11 protein-coding genes are annotated in these 16,338 nt (G+C 66.5%); all 11 read left to right on the top strand.

Features of this window, described 5'->3' with window-relative positions; all coding sequences use genetic code 11:
• Position 1: 1 nt before the first annotated feature.
• A complete protein-coding gene (gene tagH / locus V5F23_RS27525; RefSeq protein ID WP_042731473.1) occupies positions 2–1,471 on the top strand; it encodes a type VI secretion system-associated FHA domain protein TagH in 1,470 nt (489 codons plus the stop codon).
• Positions 1,472–1,539: 68 nt separating this feature from the next.
• On the top strand, positions 1,540–2,046 hold the full coding sequence (gene tssJ / locus V5F23_RS27520; protein ID WP_042731474.1) for a type VI secretion system lipoprotein TssJ: 507 nt from the start codon (positions 1,540–1,542) through the stop codon (positions 2,044–2,046).
• A gap of 15 nt (positions 2,047–2,061) precedes the next feature.
• A complete protein-coding gene (gene tssK / locus V5F23_RS27515) occupies positions 2,062–3,396 on the top strand; it encodes a type VI secretion system baseplate subunit TssK (protein ID WP_042731475.1) in 1,335 nt (444 codons plus the stop codon).
• Between the two features lie 6 nt (positions 3,397–3,402).
• The gene (locus tag V5F23_RS27510) at positions 3,403–4,707 is read left to right on the top strand and encodes a DotU family type VI secretion system protein (RefSeq protein ID WP_042731476.1); all 1,305 of its coding nucleotides are present in this window, start codon (positions 3,403–3,405) and stop codon (positions 4,705–4,707) included.
• Complete coding sequence (tssM, locus tag V5F23_RS27505; protein WP_338497084.1) at positions 4,704–8,204, top strand: type VI secretion system membrane subunit TssM; 3,501 nt, start codon at positions 4,704–4,706, stop codon at positions 8,202–8,204. The genes V5F23_RS27510 and tssM overlap by 4 nt, the downstream gene beginning before the upstream one ends.
• Positions 8,201–8,854 carry a type VI secretion system-associated protein TagF gene (gene tagF / locus V5F23_RS27500; protein WP_047735748.1) on the top strand — a complete coding sequence of 218 codons (654 nt, stop codon included), beginning with the start codon at positions 8,201–8,203 and terminating at the stop codon, positions 8,852–8,854. Before tssM ends, tagF begins: the two co-directional genes overlap by 4 nt.
• Positions 8,855–9,586, top strand: coding sequence for a protein phosphatase 2C domain-containing protein (locus tag V5F23_RS27495; protein ID WP_042731534.1), 732 nt, complete (start codon positions 8,855–8,857; stop codon positions 9,584–9,586).
• Positions 9,583–12,675: a serine/threonine-protein kinase gene (locus tag V5F23_RS27490; RefSeq protein WP_338497082.1), complete on the top strand. Its 3,093-nt coding sequence runs from the start codon at positions 9,583–9,585 to the stop codon at positions 12,673–12,675. The genes V5F23_RS27495 and V5F23_RS27490 overlap by 4 nt, the downstream gene beginning before the upstream one ends.
• A complete protein-coding gene (locus tag V5F23_RS27485) occupies positions 12,675–13,391 on the top strand; it encodes an ABC transporter ATP-binding protein (RefSeq protein WP_042731536.1) in 717 nt (238 codons plus the stop codon). Before V5F23_RS27490 ends, V5F23_RS27485 begins: the two co-directional genes overlap by 1 nt.
• On the top strand, positions 13,391–14,587 hold the full coding sequence (locus tag V5F23_RS27480; RefSeq protein WP_042731537.1) for an FtsX-like permease family protein: 1,197 nt from the start codon (positions 13,391–13,393) through the stop codon (positions 14,585–14,587). The genes V5F23_RS27485 and V5F23_RS27480 overlap by 1 nt, the downstream gene beginning before the upstream one ends.
• Positions 14,580–16,325, top strand: coding sequence for an SUMF1/EgtB/PvdO family nonheme iron enzyme (locus tag V5F23_RS27475; RefSeq protein WP_042731538.1), 1,746 nt, complete (start codon positions 14,580–14,582; stop codon positions 16,323–16,325). The genes V5F23_RS27480 and V5F23_RS27475 overlap by 8 nt, the downstream gene beginning before the upstream one ends.
• Positions 16,326–16,338 lie beyond the last annotated feature (13 nt).

The raw sequence follows: 16,338 nt of genomic DNA, 5'->3' as shown, positions 1-16,338 counted from the left end.
GATGCCGCTGTGTTTGACTATCACTAGTTATCACAAGATTACCCCGGGTCAGTGTTCTGAAAAGTCCATGGACCAGGGGGTGATGGCAATTGGCCGTAATTCCGATAATGATTGGGTATTGCCGGACCCGGAGCGCCTGGTATCCGGCAAACATTGCGTTATTCAATACAAGGACGGGCGCTATTATTTGACCGATAACAGCACTAATGGTGTGGAATTGGTCAAGGCCGGCGTTCGCTTGCGCAAAGGCAACAGCGAGCCATTGCAGGATGGCGAAGTGATCCGCATCGGCGATTATGAAATCCAGGCGCGCGTCGACTTCAACCTGCCGGTCACCGACAGCAACCCGTTTGCCGAATCACCCAGCAGCTTCGAAGCCTTGATGGGGCGCCAGGGCGCCGCGGCGCCTGCCCCCATGCCGGTGTCGATGCCGATGACGTCGCCTGCGCATTTCCAGGGCGGGTCGGCCATGGACACCTTGCCGGACCTGTTCGATTTCCTGGCGCCCTCCAGTATTGCGCCGGCCACCCAGCCCGATCATGTGCCCGCCCAACAGCACGATTTCCGTCCCCCGACGCCGATCCCACGGCCTGCGCCGCCGCCCGTGGTCGAGCCGGTAGCGGTCAATCCTGGCTCGGTGATCCCGGAAGACTGGGACCTGTTCAGCGACAAGCCGGCACCCGTAGCGGTGCCCCCTGTCGCCGTTGCGCCGCCTGTGGCGCCGCCGATCATCGAGCCGATACCGATCCCCGTGACCCCCGTGCCGGTTCCGCCGGTGGCCGTACCCGTCGAGCCCGTGCCGCTGCCTGAGGCGCCGGTCACTCGCGTTGACGCACCGGTGCCCCGCGCTGAAGCGCCGGCGGCCCCGGTCGATAGCCTCCAGCCCGACCTGCTGCAAGCGTTCCTGCGTGGCGCCGGGCTGGACCAGTTGCGCCTGGACAAGGCCCAGGCCGAGGCACAGATGGAAAGCATCGGTCGCAGCTACCGGTTGATGGTCGAAGGGTTGATCGATGTCTTGCGCGCTCGCAGCAGCCTCAAGGGTGAATTCCGTATCCAGCAGACGATGATCCAGCCGGTGGAAAACAACCCGCTGAAGTTCGCCCCCAACGTCGATGAAGCGATGCTGCTGCTGTTGCGCCATGGCAACCAGGCGTTCATGGCGCCGGACGCAGCGGTGCGGGACAGTTTCGATGACCTGCGTGCGCACCAACTGGCGGTGATGGCCGGGGTGGAAGCCGCCATCAAGCATCTGCTGGCGCGTTTCGAGCCGGCGCAACTGGAAGAACGCATGGGCAAGCCCGGCGGCCTTTCGGGTATTTTCAGCGGCTCGCGGCAAGCCCAGTACTGGCAGCAGTTCACCGAGCTCTACAGCAATATTTCCCGGGAGGCCCAGGAGGATTTCCAGGACTTGTTCGGCCGTGAATTCAGCCGCGCCTACGAAGAACACAGCACACGACAGCGACGCCGTTGAGCGTCGTCGTCCCATAACAATAACCACAAGCACACAACGGATAGCTCAAACGTCATTGAGGACGCAGGATGATTCCCAGGTTTTTACTCGCAGTCGCCACCGCGCTTCTGTTGACGGCGTGCGCCAAGGATGGGGCCAAGTCCCAGCCCGAAGAGGCTGAAGCCGACACCGCCGCCGTCGAGCTGCACTTGCATGCCATTGCCGGCCTCAACCCCGGCGCCACCGGCCAGCCGGCCCCGGTGCGGGTGCGCATTTTCGAACTGAAAAATGCCGCCACCTTCGGCCGCGCCGATTATTTCGCCCTGGCCGAACGGGCCCAGGCGACGCTGGGCGCCGACCTGATCGACCAGGACGAGGTGCTGATCCAGCCCGATCAGCAACTGAGCCTGCAACGTGACCTCGACCCGGCCACGCGCCACATCGGCATCCTGGTGGGCTATCGCGAACTGGATCAGTCGCTCTGGCGCACGGTCTTGAATGTCCCGCCGCGCCAATACACCGAATACCAGATCAGCCTCGACGTGCGCGCCGTGCGCAGCAGCGTCGTCGTCCCCCCATCCAGCCCTGCCCAATAAGCAATCGGAGCCCCCATGTCCTGGAACAATCGCGTGGTCTGGTCGGAAGGCATGTTCATTGGAACGCAGCACTTCCAACAGCACGACCGTTACCTGGAAAACCTTATCGACGCGCGCAGCCGACCGTTGTCGGCCGGCGCCTGGGGGTTTTCCGAATTGCTGATCGACCAGGGCCTGCTGGCCCAGGGCAAGCTGGCGATCATCTCGGCACGGGGCCTGTTGCCGGACGGCACGCCTTTCAACATCCCCCACGATGACCTGGCGCCGACCCCGCTGAACATCGACGACAACCTGCGCGATGGCCTGGTGTACCTGGCCTTGCCGCTCAAGCGTGCCGGTGCCCGCGACACCGTCGATGAAGGCGAGGCCCTGGGCGCCGCGCGCTACATCAGCCAGGTCAGTGAAGTGCGCGACGACAACGCACCCTTCGAAAACCGTGCCCCGGTGGCCTTGGGGGCCCGCGCGCTGCGCTTGCTGACCGCCGAGGATGGCATCGGCGACTACGCGGCCATCGGCGTGGTGCGCATCAAGGAAAAACGCGCCGACCGGGCGCTGGTGCTCGACGACACGTACATCCCGCCGCTGTTGGATGTCATCGCTTCCAAGCCCCTGGCGGCGTTTCGCAGTGAGTTGCTGGGCTTGCTGCACCAGCGTGGCGAAGCCCTGGCCGGGCGGGTGGTGGCATCCGGCGCCGGTGGCGCCTCGGAGATCGCCGACTTCATGTTGTTGCAACTGGTCAACCGTGCCCAGCCGCTGATCCAGCACCTGAGCCAGTTGAGCCCGTTGCACCCCGAGCGGTTCTACAGCGAGCTGGTGGCCCTGGCCGGGGAATTCTCGACCTTCACCGCTTCCGGGCGCCGACCGCAGGAATACCCGCAGTACCAGCACGATGACCTGGCGTTGAGTTTCGCCCCGGTGATGCAAGCGCTGCGCGAAGCCTTGTCGATGCTGATCGACAGCAAGGCGACGCCGATTCCGATTGTCGAGAAAGCCTACGGCATCCACGTGGCGATGCTGGCCGACAAGACCCTGCTCGACAGCGCCAGCTTCATCCTGGTGGTGCGCGCCGATGTCCCCGCCGAAACCCTGCGCAGCCGTTTCGGCCAGCAGAGCAAGGTCGGTTCGGTGGAACACATCCGCGACCTGGTCAACCTGCAACTGCCGGGCATCGGCCTGCTGCCGTTGCCGGTGGCGCCACGGCAATTGCCGTATCACGCCGGTTCCACCTACTACGAGCTCGACCGCGGCAGCGACCACTGGCAGCAACTGAGCAACTCCGGCGGCTTTGCGTTCCACATCGCCGGTCAGTTCCCGGGCTTGAACCTGGCTTTCTGGGCGATCCGAGGATAAACCGCGATGAGCAACGACGATCGTACCCAGTTCATGCCGACGCCCGGTGGCCGTGGCGCGGACCCCTTCCGCCAGGACCCGGGACGCCCGCAACCGGCCCCCGCGCCCCTGTCGATGCCGGCCGCGCCGGTGCTGACCGGCAAGGCCCAGGGACTCAACCCGCTGGAAAGCGCCGCTGGCCCGCTGCTGGCCTTGTTGACGCGCCTGCGCAACACCATCGCCCACCCGGCCCCGGCCAGCTTGCGCGCGCAACTGCTGGCCTACCTGCGTCAGTTCGAAGAGCGTGCCGAGGCCGCCGGCGTGGTGCGCAACGACGTGCTGCTGGCGCGCTACGCCTTGTGCACCGCGCTGGATGAGGCGGTATTGAGCACGCCGTGGGGTGGTACCAGTGACTGGGGCAAGCAAAGCCTGTTGATCACTGTGCACAACGAAGCCTGGGGCGGCGAGAAGGTGTTCCAGCTGCTGGAGCATTGCCTGCAAAGCCCGCGGGAACGCCTGTACCTGCTGGAGCTTTTGTACCTGTGCATGTGCCTTGGGTTCGAGGGGCGCTACCGGGTGATGAACGACGGTCGCAGCCAACTGGAAGCGTTGCGCGAGCGCACCAGCGCGGTGATCCGCAGCGCCCGTGGCGAATATGAACGCGAGCTGTCGCCCCATTGGCGCGGTGTCACCGTGGCCCGTGATCGACTGGCGCAGTTCATGCCGCCGTGGATAGCCGTGGCCATTGGCGCGGCGCTGCTGCTGGCGCTGTTGTTCGGCCTGCGCATGAAGCTGGCCTCCGATGCCGAGCCGGTGTTCAAGAACATTCACTTTCTGGGCGAAATCCCGGTGCAAACCATCGACCGTCCCGTGGTGCAGCCGAAACTGATCGAGCGACCACGCCTGGCCGGTTTCCTGGCCGATGAGATCAAGGCCGGGCGGATTGCCGTGGAAGACGCCGTCGACCGTTCGGTGGTGACCATCCGGGGCGATGAGCTGTTCGCCTCGGGCAGCGCCAGCATCAAGGACGATTTCCAACCGTTGATGCTGCGCATCGCCGATGCCGTGCGCAAGGTCAAGGGCCAGGTCCTGGTGACCGGCCACAGCGACAACCGTCCGATTGCCACATTGCGGTTCCCGTCCAACTGGGCGCTGTCCGAAGCACGGGCGCGCTCGGTGCTGGACATTCTTTCGGCCAAGACTGGCCAGCCCGAGCGCTTCAGCGCCGAAGGCCGCAGCGACACCGAGCCGCTGGCTTCCAACGCCACGGCAGAGGGCCGTGCGCGCAATCGTCGGGTTGAAATCACCGTATTGGCGGAGGGGGTCGAGTGAAGGCGTTTTTCAGTTTTATGATCCGCTGGGTCATCCCGTTGCTGGGGCTGATCGCCCTGAGCCTGATCATCTGGTTCGTTGGCCCGCTGCTGGACTGGCTGGTGCCCGAAGGCCGGCGCTGGGCGCTGATCATCCTGGTGTTCGCGGTGTGGATCGCCTACCGCGTGTTCCGCATCATCCAGGCCCGTCGCCAGGCTGCCGAAGTCATGCGCAGCCTGGCCGAGCAGACGCCACCCGACCCCACCAGCATCGCCACCGCCGAAGAGCTGGAAACCCTGCGCCAACGCATGGACGAAGCCCTGGCGCTGCTCAAGAAAGCCAAGTTGGGCGGTGACGAACGCCGCAACCTCTATGAGCTGCCGTGGTACGTGATCATCGGCCCACCGGGTTCGGGCAAGACCACGGCGCTGGTCAACTCCGGGCTGCATTTCCCGCTGGCCGCGCAACTGGGCGCCGGTGCGGTACGTGGCGTGGGCGGCACGCGCAACTGCGACTGGTGGTTCACCGACCAGGCCGTGCTGCTCGATACCGCCGGCCGCTACACCACCCAGGATAGCGACACGACCGTGGACAAGGCCGCGTGGCTGGGCTTCCTCGGCCTGTTGAAGAAGCAGCGGGCCCGTCGCCCGATCGACGGCGCGTTCATCGCCATCAGCCTCTCCGACCTGCTGCTGGGCAGCGAGGCCGAGCGCGCCGCCCATGCCGCGGCGATCCGCCTGCGTATCCAGGAGCTGTACACCCAACTGGGCGTGCGGTTCCCGATCTACCTGATGCTGACCAAGCTCGACCTGGTGCCGGGGTTCATGGAGTATTTCGATACCCTGAGCAAGGAAGAGCGCGCCCAGGTCTGGGGCATGACCTTCGCCCTGGACGATGGCAAGGGCAACGACAGCCCGCTGGCGCACCTGCAAAGCGAATTCGCCGGCCTCGAGCAGCGTCTCAACGACCGCCTGGTGGAACGCCTGCAGCAAGAACGCGACCCGGCGCGGCGCGACTTGATCTACGGTTTCCCGCAGCAGTTCGGCGCCTTGAAGGATTGCCTGCAAAGCTTCCTGGAGGGCGTGTTCAAGCCCAACGCTTTCGAAGAGCGGGTGTTGCTGCGTGGCGTGTATTTCACCAGCGGCACCCAGGAAGGCAGCCCGATCGACCGTTTGATCGGTTCGATGGCCCAGAGCATGAACCTGGACCGCCAGCACCTGGCGCGCCAGACCGGTACCGGGCGCAGCTATTTCATCGAAAAACTGTTCACCGCCGTGGCCTTCGCCGAGCGTGGGCTGGTGGGCGTCGATCCCAAGGTCGAACGGCGGCGCAAGTGGATCGCCCGAGGCGTGCTGGCCTCCACCGTGGTCCTGGTGCTGGTGGTCGGGACCTTGTGGTGGGTCAGCTACCGCGCCAACCAGGCGTACATTGCCCAGGTCGACCAGAAGGTCGCGCCGCTGGGCCAGACCGTGCAGAACCTCAGCCCGGCCCAACGCGATGTGCTGGCGGTGTTGCCGCTGCTCAACGCGGTCAAGCACCTGGCCGACGATGCTCCCGACTGGGCCGAGGGCCTGGGGCTGTACCAGGGCGACATGCTCGAAGCCGAGTCCGGCAGCGTGTACCGCAAGCTGCTGATCGCCGTGTTCGGGCCGCGCCTGCTGACCCGGATCGAAGAGCAACTGCACAGCGGCGGCAATTCGGATTTCCTCTACGAAGGCCTGAAGGCCTACCTGATGCTCGCCGACACCGAACATTACGATGCCGACTTCATCAAGGCCTGGATAGCCCTGGATTGGGACCGCACCCTGCCGCGCGACCTGCCGGCCGAACAGCGTGCGGCCTTGAACGAGCACTTGCAGGCGCTGTTCGAGCGGCGTCCGCCGACGGCGCGCCTGGACCCGCGCCTGATCGAAGACCTGCGTCGCCAGTTGCAGCAACTGCCCGTGGCGCAACGGGTCTACGACCGGATCAAGCGGCAGAAGCTGCCCGACGGCATCCCGGACTTCCGCATCAATGAAGCCGCCGGACGTGATGCTGCGCTGGTGTTCAGCCGCAAGAGCGGCAAGCCGTTGGGCGAGCCGCTGAGCGGATTCTTCACCGTCAAGGGCTACCGCCAGGGCTTTCTGCTCACCGGCCTCAGCCAGGCCGGGACTCTGGCTGAGGAACAGTGGGTCCTGGGCTTTGAGCAGGCCGACCAGCAGAACGTCGCCAGCCTGGCGGCGGACGTGCGGCGCCTGTACTTCCAAGACTACCAGCGCCAATGGGACGCCCTGCTGGCCGATATCGACTTCGTGCCGATCACCAGCGTGGCCCAGGCCGCCGATGTGCTGCGGGTGATTTCCGGGCCGACCTCGCCGTTGAAAAAGCTGTTGGTGGCGGTGGCGAAGGAAACCGACCTGCAACAGGATGAGCGCCTGCTGGCCGCCCAGGGCGCGCCGGCGGAGGGCGGGGTGGACAAACTCAAGGAGCGCCTGGGCAGTTTGCTCGGCCAGGAGCAGGCACCGCAGGACGCGCCCCAGGCCAATGACGATCCGATCACGGCGCACTTTGCCGAGCTCAACAGCATCGTCAGCAAGAAAGAAGGCGAACCGGCGGCCATCGATGGCCTGCTGGCCGACATGAACGCGCTGTACGTGCAGGTCAGCGCCATGGTGGGCGCCAGCGGCGACGCCTTGCTCGGCGAAGCCAAGAACCAGGCCCAGGCGGCCGCTACTCGGGTCAGTCTCAATGCCGAACGCCAGCCACCACTGGTGCAGGGGCTGGTCAAGTCGGTGGTCAATTCCACCACCAACAGCATGATGGGCGGGGTGCGCAACCAACTGAACGCTGCCTGGACCAGCGAAGTGGTGAACATCTATCGCCAGTCCCTGGCCGGGCGGTACCCGATGTCGCCGGGCAGTGCGCGGGACGCGACCCTCGACGACTTCGGCCAGTTTTTCGGCGTCGGCGGGGTGATGGACAACTATTTCCGCAAGTACCTGCAACCCTACGTGGACACCTCCACCCCGACCTGGCGCTGGCAGCCGGGCGCGGCGCAGAAACTCGGCATCGCCCCGGGCGTGCTGCAGACCTTCCAGCGCGCGGCGGCCATTCGCGATGCGTTCTTCCGTTCCGGCGGGACCCAGCCGATGGTGCGCTTCGAGCTCAAGCCGGTGGCGATGGATTCGACCATCACCCAATTCTTGCTCGACCTCGATGGCCAGCAGTTGAGCTACGACCACGGCCCGAGCCGCCCGACCGCCATGCAATGGCCGAACCCGGGCAGCATCGGCGTGGTGCGGATCTCGATCATGCCGCCGTCTTCCAGCGGCCGCTCCGGCATCACCCTGGACGGGCCGTGGGCCTGGTTCCGGCTGCTGGAGCAATCGGACCTGACCGCCGGCAACTCGCCGGATCGCTTCAACCTGCGGCTGCGGGTCGATAACGCCAGTGCTTCCTACGAGCTGCGGGCCAACAGCGCCTTCAACCCGTTCAAGAGCCGGGTGCTCAGCGGCTTCAGCCTGCCGGAGCGGCTATGAGTACGCCGGGCTTCTATGGAAAGTTGGCCAGCCGTGGAGATTTCGTCAGCCGTGGTTTGCCCCAGAGCTTCATCGGCCCGTGGGATTCGTGGCTGGCGGCGGGCCTGCTCGCCAGCCAGAGCAGCCTCGGCGAGCGCTGGCTGGATGCTTATCTGGTCAGCCCGCTGTGGCGGTTCCTGGTGGCGCCCGGTGTGTGTGGGCCGGACGCCGCGGCTGGGGTGGTGATGCCGAGCATCGACCGGGTCGGACGGTATTTCCCGTTGACGGTGGCGGTGTTGCTGGAGCCCGACGCCGACCCTGCGTCCGTGGTTGGCGGTGCGGACGACTGGTTTGAACGGGTGGAAAACCTGTTGCTGAGCACGTTGAACGTGGAGGCCAGTTTCGAAGCGTTCGGCGCCGAGCTGGACAGCCTCGGCAGCCCGATGTACCTGCCGCGCACCCCGGGCGGCCGGTTCGCCAGCCTGCATCGCTTCGATGCCACCGACCCGCAGCGGCGCATGAGCGCCCTGGCCGAGTCGGCCTGCGAAGGCGCGAGCCTGTGGTGGGGCCAGGGTTCCGAGCGCATCGCGCCTGGCCTGATGCGCTGCCAGGGCCTGCCGGCCGCCGCTGATTTTGCGCAATTTTTGCTTGGCCAAGAAGGTGTTGTGTAGATGCGTCCAAGTGCCGGAAAAGCATTCAAGTCTGCGAGCAAGAGCCATGTCGGCATGGTCCGCCAGGTCAACGAAGACGCCTGCCTGGACCTGCCGGAGCACGGCTTGTGGGTGGTCGCCGATGGCATGGGCGGGCACGCGGCGGGCGACTACGTCAGCAGCCTGATCGTCGACAGCCTGCGTGGCATTGCCGTGGGCCGTTCGCTGGAAGAGTACGTCGCGGCGTTGCAGAGCGACCTGTTGCGGGTCAACGCGGCCGTACGTGAAGAAACCGCCAACCGTGGCGTGACCATGATGGGCAGCACCGTGGTGGTGCTGGCGACGCGCGACCTGCGCGGCATGTGCCTGTGGGCCGGCGACAGTCGCCTGTACCGCCTGCGCGACGGCGTGCTGGAGGGCATCTCGCGAGACCACAGCTACGTCCAGGACCTGCAGGACAGTGGCCTGCTCAGCGAAGCCGAGGCCCGGGTGCATCCACGAGCCAACATTGTCACCCGGGCCATCGGCGTCGAGGCGCAGTTGAACCTGGCGATGGTCGAACTGCTGCTGGTGCCGGGCGACAGCTACCTGCTGTGCAGCGACGGGCTGACCAAGACCGTCGAAGACGAAGAGATCCGCGAAGTGCTGAGCCATGACGACCCCGGCGAAATCGCCAGCAGCCTGGTGTCCCTGGGCCTTAGGCGCGGTGCGCCGGACAACATCACCGTGGTGGTCGTGAAGGTGCCGTCATGAACCCTGCCCTGAACATCCAGATCCCCGGCTACGACATCGAAGGCGAGATCGGCGAAGGCGCGATGGCCAGTGTCTACCTGGCGACCCAGCGCTCGCTGGAGCGCAAGGTCGCGCTGAAGGTCATGGCCGCCGCGCTGGCCGCCGACCCGACGTTCTGCGAGCGCTTCCTGCGCGAAGGCAAGACCCTGGCACGGCTGTCGCACCCGCACACGGTCACCATCCATGACATCGGCAATGTCGGTGAGCTGTACTACATGGCGATGGAATACCTGCCCAACGGCACGCTCAAGGAACGCATCGCCGCGGGCCTGACGCCGGAGCAGGGCCTGATCTACATCCGCCAGATCGCCTCGGCCCTGGGCTACGCCCATGGCCTGGGCCTGGTGCACCGCGACGTCAAGCCGGCGAACATCCTGTTCCGCGCCGACGGCACGGCGGTGCTTTCGGACTTCGGCATCGCCAAGTCCCTGGACGACCGCACCCAGTTCACCCAGGCCGGCTTCGCCGTCGGCACGCCGAGCTACATGAGCCCGGAACAGGCCCGCGGGCAGGACATCGACGGCCGCGCCGACCTGTATGCCCTGGGCGTGGTGCTCTATGAAATCCTCGTCGGCAAGCTGCCGTATACCGGCAATGACGCGCTGTCCACGGCCCTGGCCCACCTGACCGAGCCGTTGCCGGAATTGCCGGTGCACCACGGCCGTTACCAGGACGTGCTGCGCAAGCTGTTGGCGAAGGATCCGGCGGAGCGTTTCCCGGATGCAGCGGCCCTGCTACGGGCGCTGGACAACCTGCCCGCGGATTCGAATGAGGCGACGCTGATCCGGCCGTTGCCGCTGCCGACGACCAAGCCCGTGGGCGAGGACCTGGCGGGATTGACGCCGGTGTCCATCGACATCCCGAGCGGCCCCGCGCAGCCGCCGTCCCGTCCCCAGCCAACACCGACGCCACCGCCGGTGAGCCCGCCGCCGCGTCCGCCCGTGGCACCGGCCCGCAAGACCCCGGTGTTCGCCCTGGCCGCCGTCGCGGTGGCCGTGGCGCTGGCGCTGGGCGGCGCGGGTTATTGGTGGTTGTCCGGTGATGACGGCAAAGCGGCGAAGCCCCCGGTGGCCTCCACGCCTTCGTCGAGCAAGCCCCCGGTGAAGGCGCCGGAAACACCCCCGGTGAAGACGCCCGAAACCCCAGCGGCCAAGCCGCCGGTAAGCCCACCCGTGGCCACCGAGGCCGACGGTGGCCAGCGTCCGCTGTTGATGGCCGGCAAGAAAACCCTGTTCCAGCGGGTGCTGACCAAGCCGGGGGCAAAACTGGCCGATGCGCCGGGTGCCGCGCCCGGCAAGGACCTGCCGGCGTTCTCGGTGCTGTACGTCTATCAGCGCAAAGACGTCGACGGCAGCCCGTGGGTGCGTGTGGGCGCCGCCACCGATGGCCGCAGCGACGGTTGGTTGCCGGCCGCCCAGGTCAGCGACTGGAAGCAGAGCCTGGTGCTCAAGTTCACCGAACGTTCCGGCCGCGCGCCGGTGATGTTCCTGCGCCAGCCCGGCGAAGTGGAGAAGCTGCTGGCAAACCCCTCCGCCGCCAGGAATGTGCTGCTCAAAGCCCAGCAGAGCCCGTCCGACAACCAGCAGGTGCTGGCCCTGGAGCCGGCCGCCAGCGCCGTGCCGGAGAAACAGTTCTACCTGCTGCCGATCTTCGACTCCCGCGAGAGCCTCGACGAGAACGGCCAGCCGGTGCAGTTGCTGAACGTGGCGTCTATCGACCCGGGCAATACGGCCAAGGCGGCGTCCGGCAACACGCCGATCCTCAATGCCAACGCCGACGCGTTCCGCACCGCCGTGGTGCTGGTGGTGGACACCACGGTGTCCATGCAGCCGTACATCGACCAGGTGCGCGACGTGGTGCATCAGTTACAGGCCCGGATCGCCGAGCGTGGCGAGCTGGACAGTGTCAGTTTCGGCATGGTGGGTTTTCGCAGCAGTGTCAAGAAAACCCCAGGCCTGGAGTACGTGGCCAAGACCCTGATCACCCTGGACCAGGGCCGCGACCCGCAGCGCTTCATGGACCTGGCGCGCCAGGTCAAGGCGTCCACGGTGTCGAGCCATTCGTTCAACGAAGACGCGTTTGCCGGGGTCATGGAAGCGGTGGAGGGCATGGACTGGTCCGGCTATGGCGGGCGCCTGATCCTGCTCGTCACCGACGCCGGCGCCTTGCGCAAGAACGACCCCTTTGCCGCGACGCAGATGAACGAAGCCGAGGTGCGCCAGGCGGCGCTGGGCAAGCAGATCAAGATCTACGCCCTGCACCTGCTCAGCGACGCCGGCAAGAAGACCCACGCCGGTGCCCAGAGTCAGTACCGTACCCTGACCGCCGACGCCAACCCGCAGATCGGCGACTTGTACATTCCGGTGCCGGGCGCCGATGTGCGCAAGTTCGGCGAGCGCGTCGACGAGATCGGCACGGTGTTCGCCGACCTGGTGCATCAAGTGCGCAGCAACAAGGAACAGAGCGTGCCGCAGTTGAGCGCCGCGCCGAGCCTGGCCGACAAGTCGGCGGCGGTCGGTTACGCGATGCACATGGATTTCCTGGGGCGCAAGAGCGCCAGCCAGGCGCCGCAACTGGTCAGCGCCTGGACCGCCGATCGCGACCTGACCAACCCGGCGCTGCCGGCGTTCCAGGTGTGCGTGATGCTGACCAAGCTGCAACTCAACGACCTGCAGCAATCGCTGAAGCTGATCGTTGACGCGGCCCGCAAGACCCAGAGCTCGCCGAAGGACTTCTTCCAGGAAATCGCCAGCGCCAGTGCCTACATGAGTCGCGACCCGTCGGCCTTGCGCAAGGGCGGCAACCTCGCCGACGGCGGGATCCTCGGCGAATACCTGGAAGGACTGCCGTACCGCAGCAAGTCGCTGAACATGACCCAGGACTTGTGGTTGTCCTTGAGCGTGGCCGAGCAGGAAGACTTCATCGACGAGCTGGATTCGAAAATCCGTCTCTACGAAACCTTCCACAACGACCTGGCGAACTGGGTGCGCTTCGGCGATGCCGAGCCGGGTGATGCCTTGTACCGCGTTCCGTTGTCGACGCTGCCGTGATGCTCGACATGACCGCGGTGCACAAGAGCCGAGGCGCTGGCAGCCAGCGCTACAGCCTGGTGATCCCACGGCTGCAATTGCGTGCCGGTGAGCAACTGGCGGTGGTTGGCCCCAGTGGGTGCGGCAAGAGCACGCTGCTCGACCTGCTGGCCCTGGTGTCGGCGCCTGACCAGGCCGGGCGGTTCGACTTCACGCCCGCCAACACGCCACTGGACATCGCCCGGTTGTGGCGCGGCTCCGGGCAGGGCGCCTTGGCGCAGTTGCGCAGCCAGCACCTCGGTTACGTGCTGCAAACCGGTGGCCTGCTGGGTTTTCTGGACGTGCGCGGCAACATCGAGCTGTCGCGTAAGCTGCTTGGCTTGAAGGACGACGGCAGCGTGACGCGCCTGGCCGGGCAGTTGGACATCGCCGACCAACTGGACAAGAAACCGGCGGACTTGTCCGTCGGCCAGCGCCAGCGCGTCAGTTGTGCTCGGGCCCTGGCCCACGGTCCTCGGCTGTTGCTGGCCGATGAACCGACCGCCGCCCTCGACCCTTTGAACGCCGAGCGTGTGATGCACCTGCTGGTGGCCCAGGCCCGCGAGCACGGCGTCTGCTGTGTCGTCGCCACCCACGACGAGGCGCTGGCCCGTGCCAGCGGCTTGCAGGTGCGCCGCATCAGTTGTCGTCGCGATGCCGACGGCGGCGTCACCGCCACGCTTGGGGAGGCTTGCTGATGCGCAGCACGCTGGTGGCTTCCCTGGCCTGGCAGGATTACCGCAACGATGCGTGGCTGTCGGCGTGCTCGGTGCTGGCGCTGGTGGCGGTGGTGGCGCCCTTGCTGGTGTTGTTCGGGCTGAAGTTCGGCCTGGTCAGCAGCCTCACCGAGCGGTTGCAGAACGACCCGGCCACCCGCGAGATCATCCCCCTGGGCGGTGGCCGCTTCAGCGCCCAGTTCATCGAGCAGTTGGGCCAGCGTGGCGACGTTGCCTTCGCCTTGCCGCGCACCCGACAGATCGCCGCGACCGCCGAGTTGAGCCGCGACGCTTCGCCGGTCACCGTGGAAATGATCCCCACGGCAGCCGATGACCCCTTGCTCCAGCGTCTGCCGGTGCCGCAGGGGCTGGACCAGGTGGTGCTCAGCCAGACTGCCGCGGAAAAACTCGGGGCCAAGGCGGGCGATTGGTTGCAGGCCAGTTTCGGCCGCCAGGTGGCCGGTCGCAGCGAGGCGCAGCGCACGCAGGTCCAGGTGATGCACGTGCTGCCGCTGGAAGCCTTCGCCCGGGACGGCCTGTTCGCCCCGCTGGCCTTGTTGGAGGCGGCCGAGGACTATCGCGACGGTCGCGCGGTGCCGGCGTTCAACTGGCCCGGCGAAGTGCCGGGTGTGGCGGGGCAACGGGTGTACCCGGCGTTCCGGCTGTACGCCCGCGGCCTCGCTGACGTCGAGCCGCTGCGCCAGTATTTCGCCGCGCAGCACCTGCTGGTGTCGACCCAGGCCCAGACCATCGCCCAGGTGCAGTCGCTGAGCCGCAATCTGTCGATCGTTTTCTGGATCATCGCCGGGCTGGCCCTGGCCGGCGCCTTCGCGGCCATCTTCGCCGGGGCCCTGGCGGCCGTCGAGCGCAAGCGCCGGGAATTGTCGGTGTTGCGCCTGCTGGGGGTGTCCACCGCTGCGCTATTGTTGTTCGTGGTGTTGCAGGCGCTTTACAGTGCCGGGCTTGCGGCCCTGCTCAGCGCCGGGCTGTATGGCCTGGCGCAGTCGGGCCTGAATTATCTATTTGCGCAGCTGCCGGGCGAATACGCCAGCCATCTGCTGCTGCGCCACTACCTGTTGGCCCTGGTGGCCGTGCTCGGCGTCAGCGCCGTGGCGGCGGCATGCGGTGGCTGGCGTGTGGCGCGCATCCAGGCCAGTGAAGGAATCCGAGATGTATAAGTTATTAGCCGCCGCCGTGGCGTTGAGCCTGGCGGGCCTGGTTGCCCTGCCTCATTCGGCGAGTGCCGACGAGGCCAGCGACAAGCTGGACAACCCCAAGCCGTTGCCGGATGACGTCAGCCTGCCGCTGCCTTGCGAAGGGCAGATGGTCTTCCGTTACGTCTATATCCTGGCCCAGGGCACCCTCGACGACCGCGAGATCAGCCTCGGCTACCCGTTCAGCGAGGGCGAGGCCGGTTACCAGCAGTCGTTCATTTCCGGTTACCGGCGCGATTTCATCAACGGCCAGTTCACCCTCAAGGACCTGCCCAAGGACTGGAACAAGACCATCACGCCATTGATGCCCAAGACCGACGCCAAGACGCCGCTCAAGCCGATGCTGTACTTCATCGGCAAGTACGAAGTCACCGCGCGCCAGTACGCCCAGGTCATGGCCCAGGCCCAGTCGCTGGCCAGCGGCGAACCGGCACCGGCCTGCGAGGCCTTGCAGGCCGACCTGCCCCAAGGCGTGGCCGGTCGGCTGCCCAAGGTGAAACTGTCGAAGTTCGAGGCTGAGCGTTTCTCGGCGGTGTACAGCGCCTGGCTGATGAAGTACCACAAGGACCTGCTGCCGGTGAGCGGCCGCGGCACTTCCGCTGAGGACGGCGGGCTGGGCTTCGTGCGCCTGCCCACCGAAGTCGAGTGGGAGTTCGCCGCCCGTGGCGGGCAGGCGGTCAGCCGCCAGGACCTGGAAGGGCGACTGTTCCCCCGGCGCCTGGAAGGCAGCGAAAGCGACGGGCCGCTGGCCGACTGGGCGGTGTTCAACCAGGTCGCCGGTGGCACCGGCCAGGCCGCACGGCTGATGCCGATCGGCACCAAGCTGCCCAACCCCATCGGCCTGTTCGACGTGGTGGGCAACGCCGCCGAAATGGTCCAGGAGTCTTTCCAACTGGTGCACGCCGGGCGCCGTCAGGGCGCCTATGGCGGCTTCGTGGTCAAGGGTGGCAACTACCTGGAAGGCGAGGGCACGCTGTTCACCGGGATGCGTCGCGAGTACCCGCTGTTCGCCGCCGACGGCACCGAGCAGAGCAACGAAACCACCGGCTTCCGGGTGGCGGTCGGGGCGTTGTCGGCGCCGCGTTCGCGCTACAAGGAACTGTTTGCCCAATGGCAGAAAGAAGGGCGCCTCGCGTCCCTGACGGACGCCATCGACGATGCCGAGGACCCGACCAAACGCCTGGACAGCATCATCGCCGCCAGCGTCGACCCGCGCCTGCAAGCCGAGCTGGGGCTGGTCAACGAAGAGCTCAAGCGCAACGTTTCGCTCATCGCCCAGCAACGCGAGGAAGCGGCCGGCAACCTGATCCAGTCATCGGCCCTGGTGGCCGAGACCGTCAACAACTACAACATCCGCCTGACCAATCTGCAGAACAGTCGCCAGGCGGCCCTGGATGCCAAGGACGACGCCAGTGCGCAATTGTTCGCCACGGCCATCGACAACGGTCGCAGTGCGCTGGAGGGCGCCGTGGCGATCTACATCGACAACCTGGCCACCGGCACGCGCTACACCGACGCGGTGATCCAGGCGCAATTCCAGCGCGTCAAGGAAGAGCTGGAGCGCAAACCGGTACTGGGCAAGAGCCTGGTGGCGCGTGCCACGTTATTCGTTCGCCATGTCGGGGATTATCGTCAGCAAAAACGAGCCGACCCGGCGGCGATATTGAAGGAATTGCTCGCATCGAGCGCTCAGCGGTCTTGAGCGTTCGTTGTTA

It is taken from the genome of Pseudomonas sp. WP18 (assembly GCF_036689585.1).
GTDB classification, from domain to species: domain Bacteria; phylum Pseudomonadota; class Gammaproteobacteria; order Pseudomonadales; family Pseudomonadaceae; genus Aquipseudomonas; species Aquipseudomonas chlororaphis_E.
The sequence above is the reverse complement of the archived record's forward strand: the minus strand, read 5'-3'. Positions and strand labels throughout refer to the sequence as shown.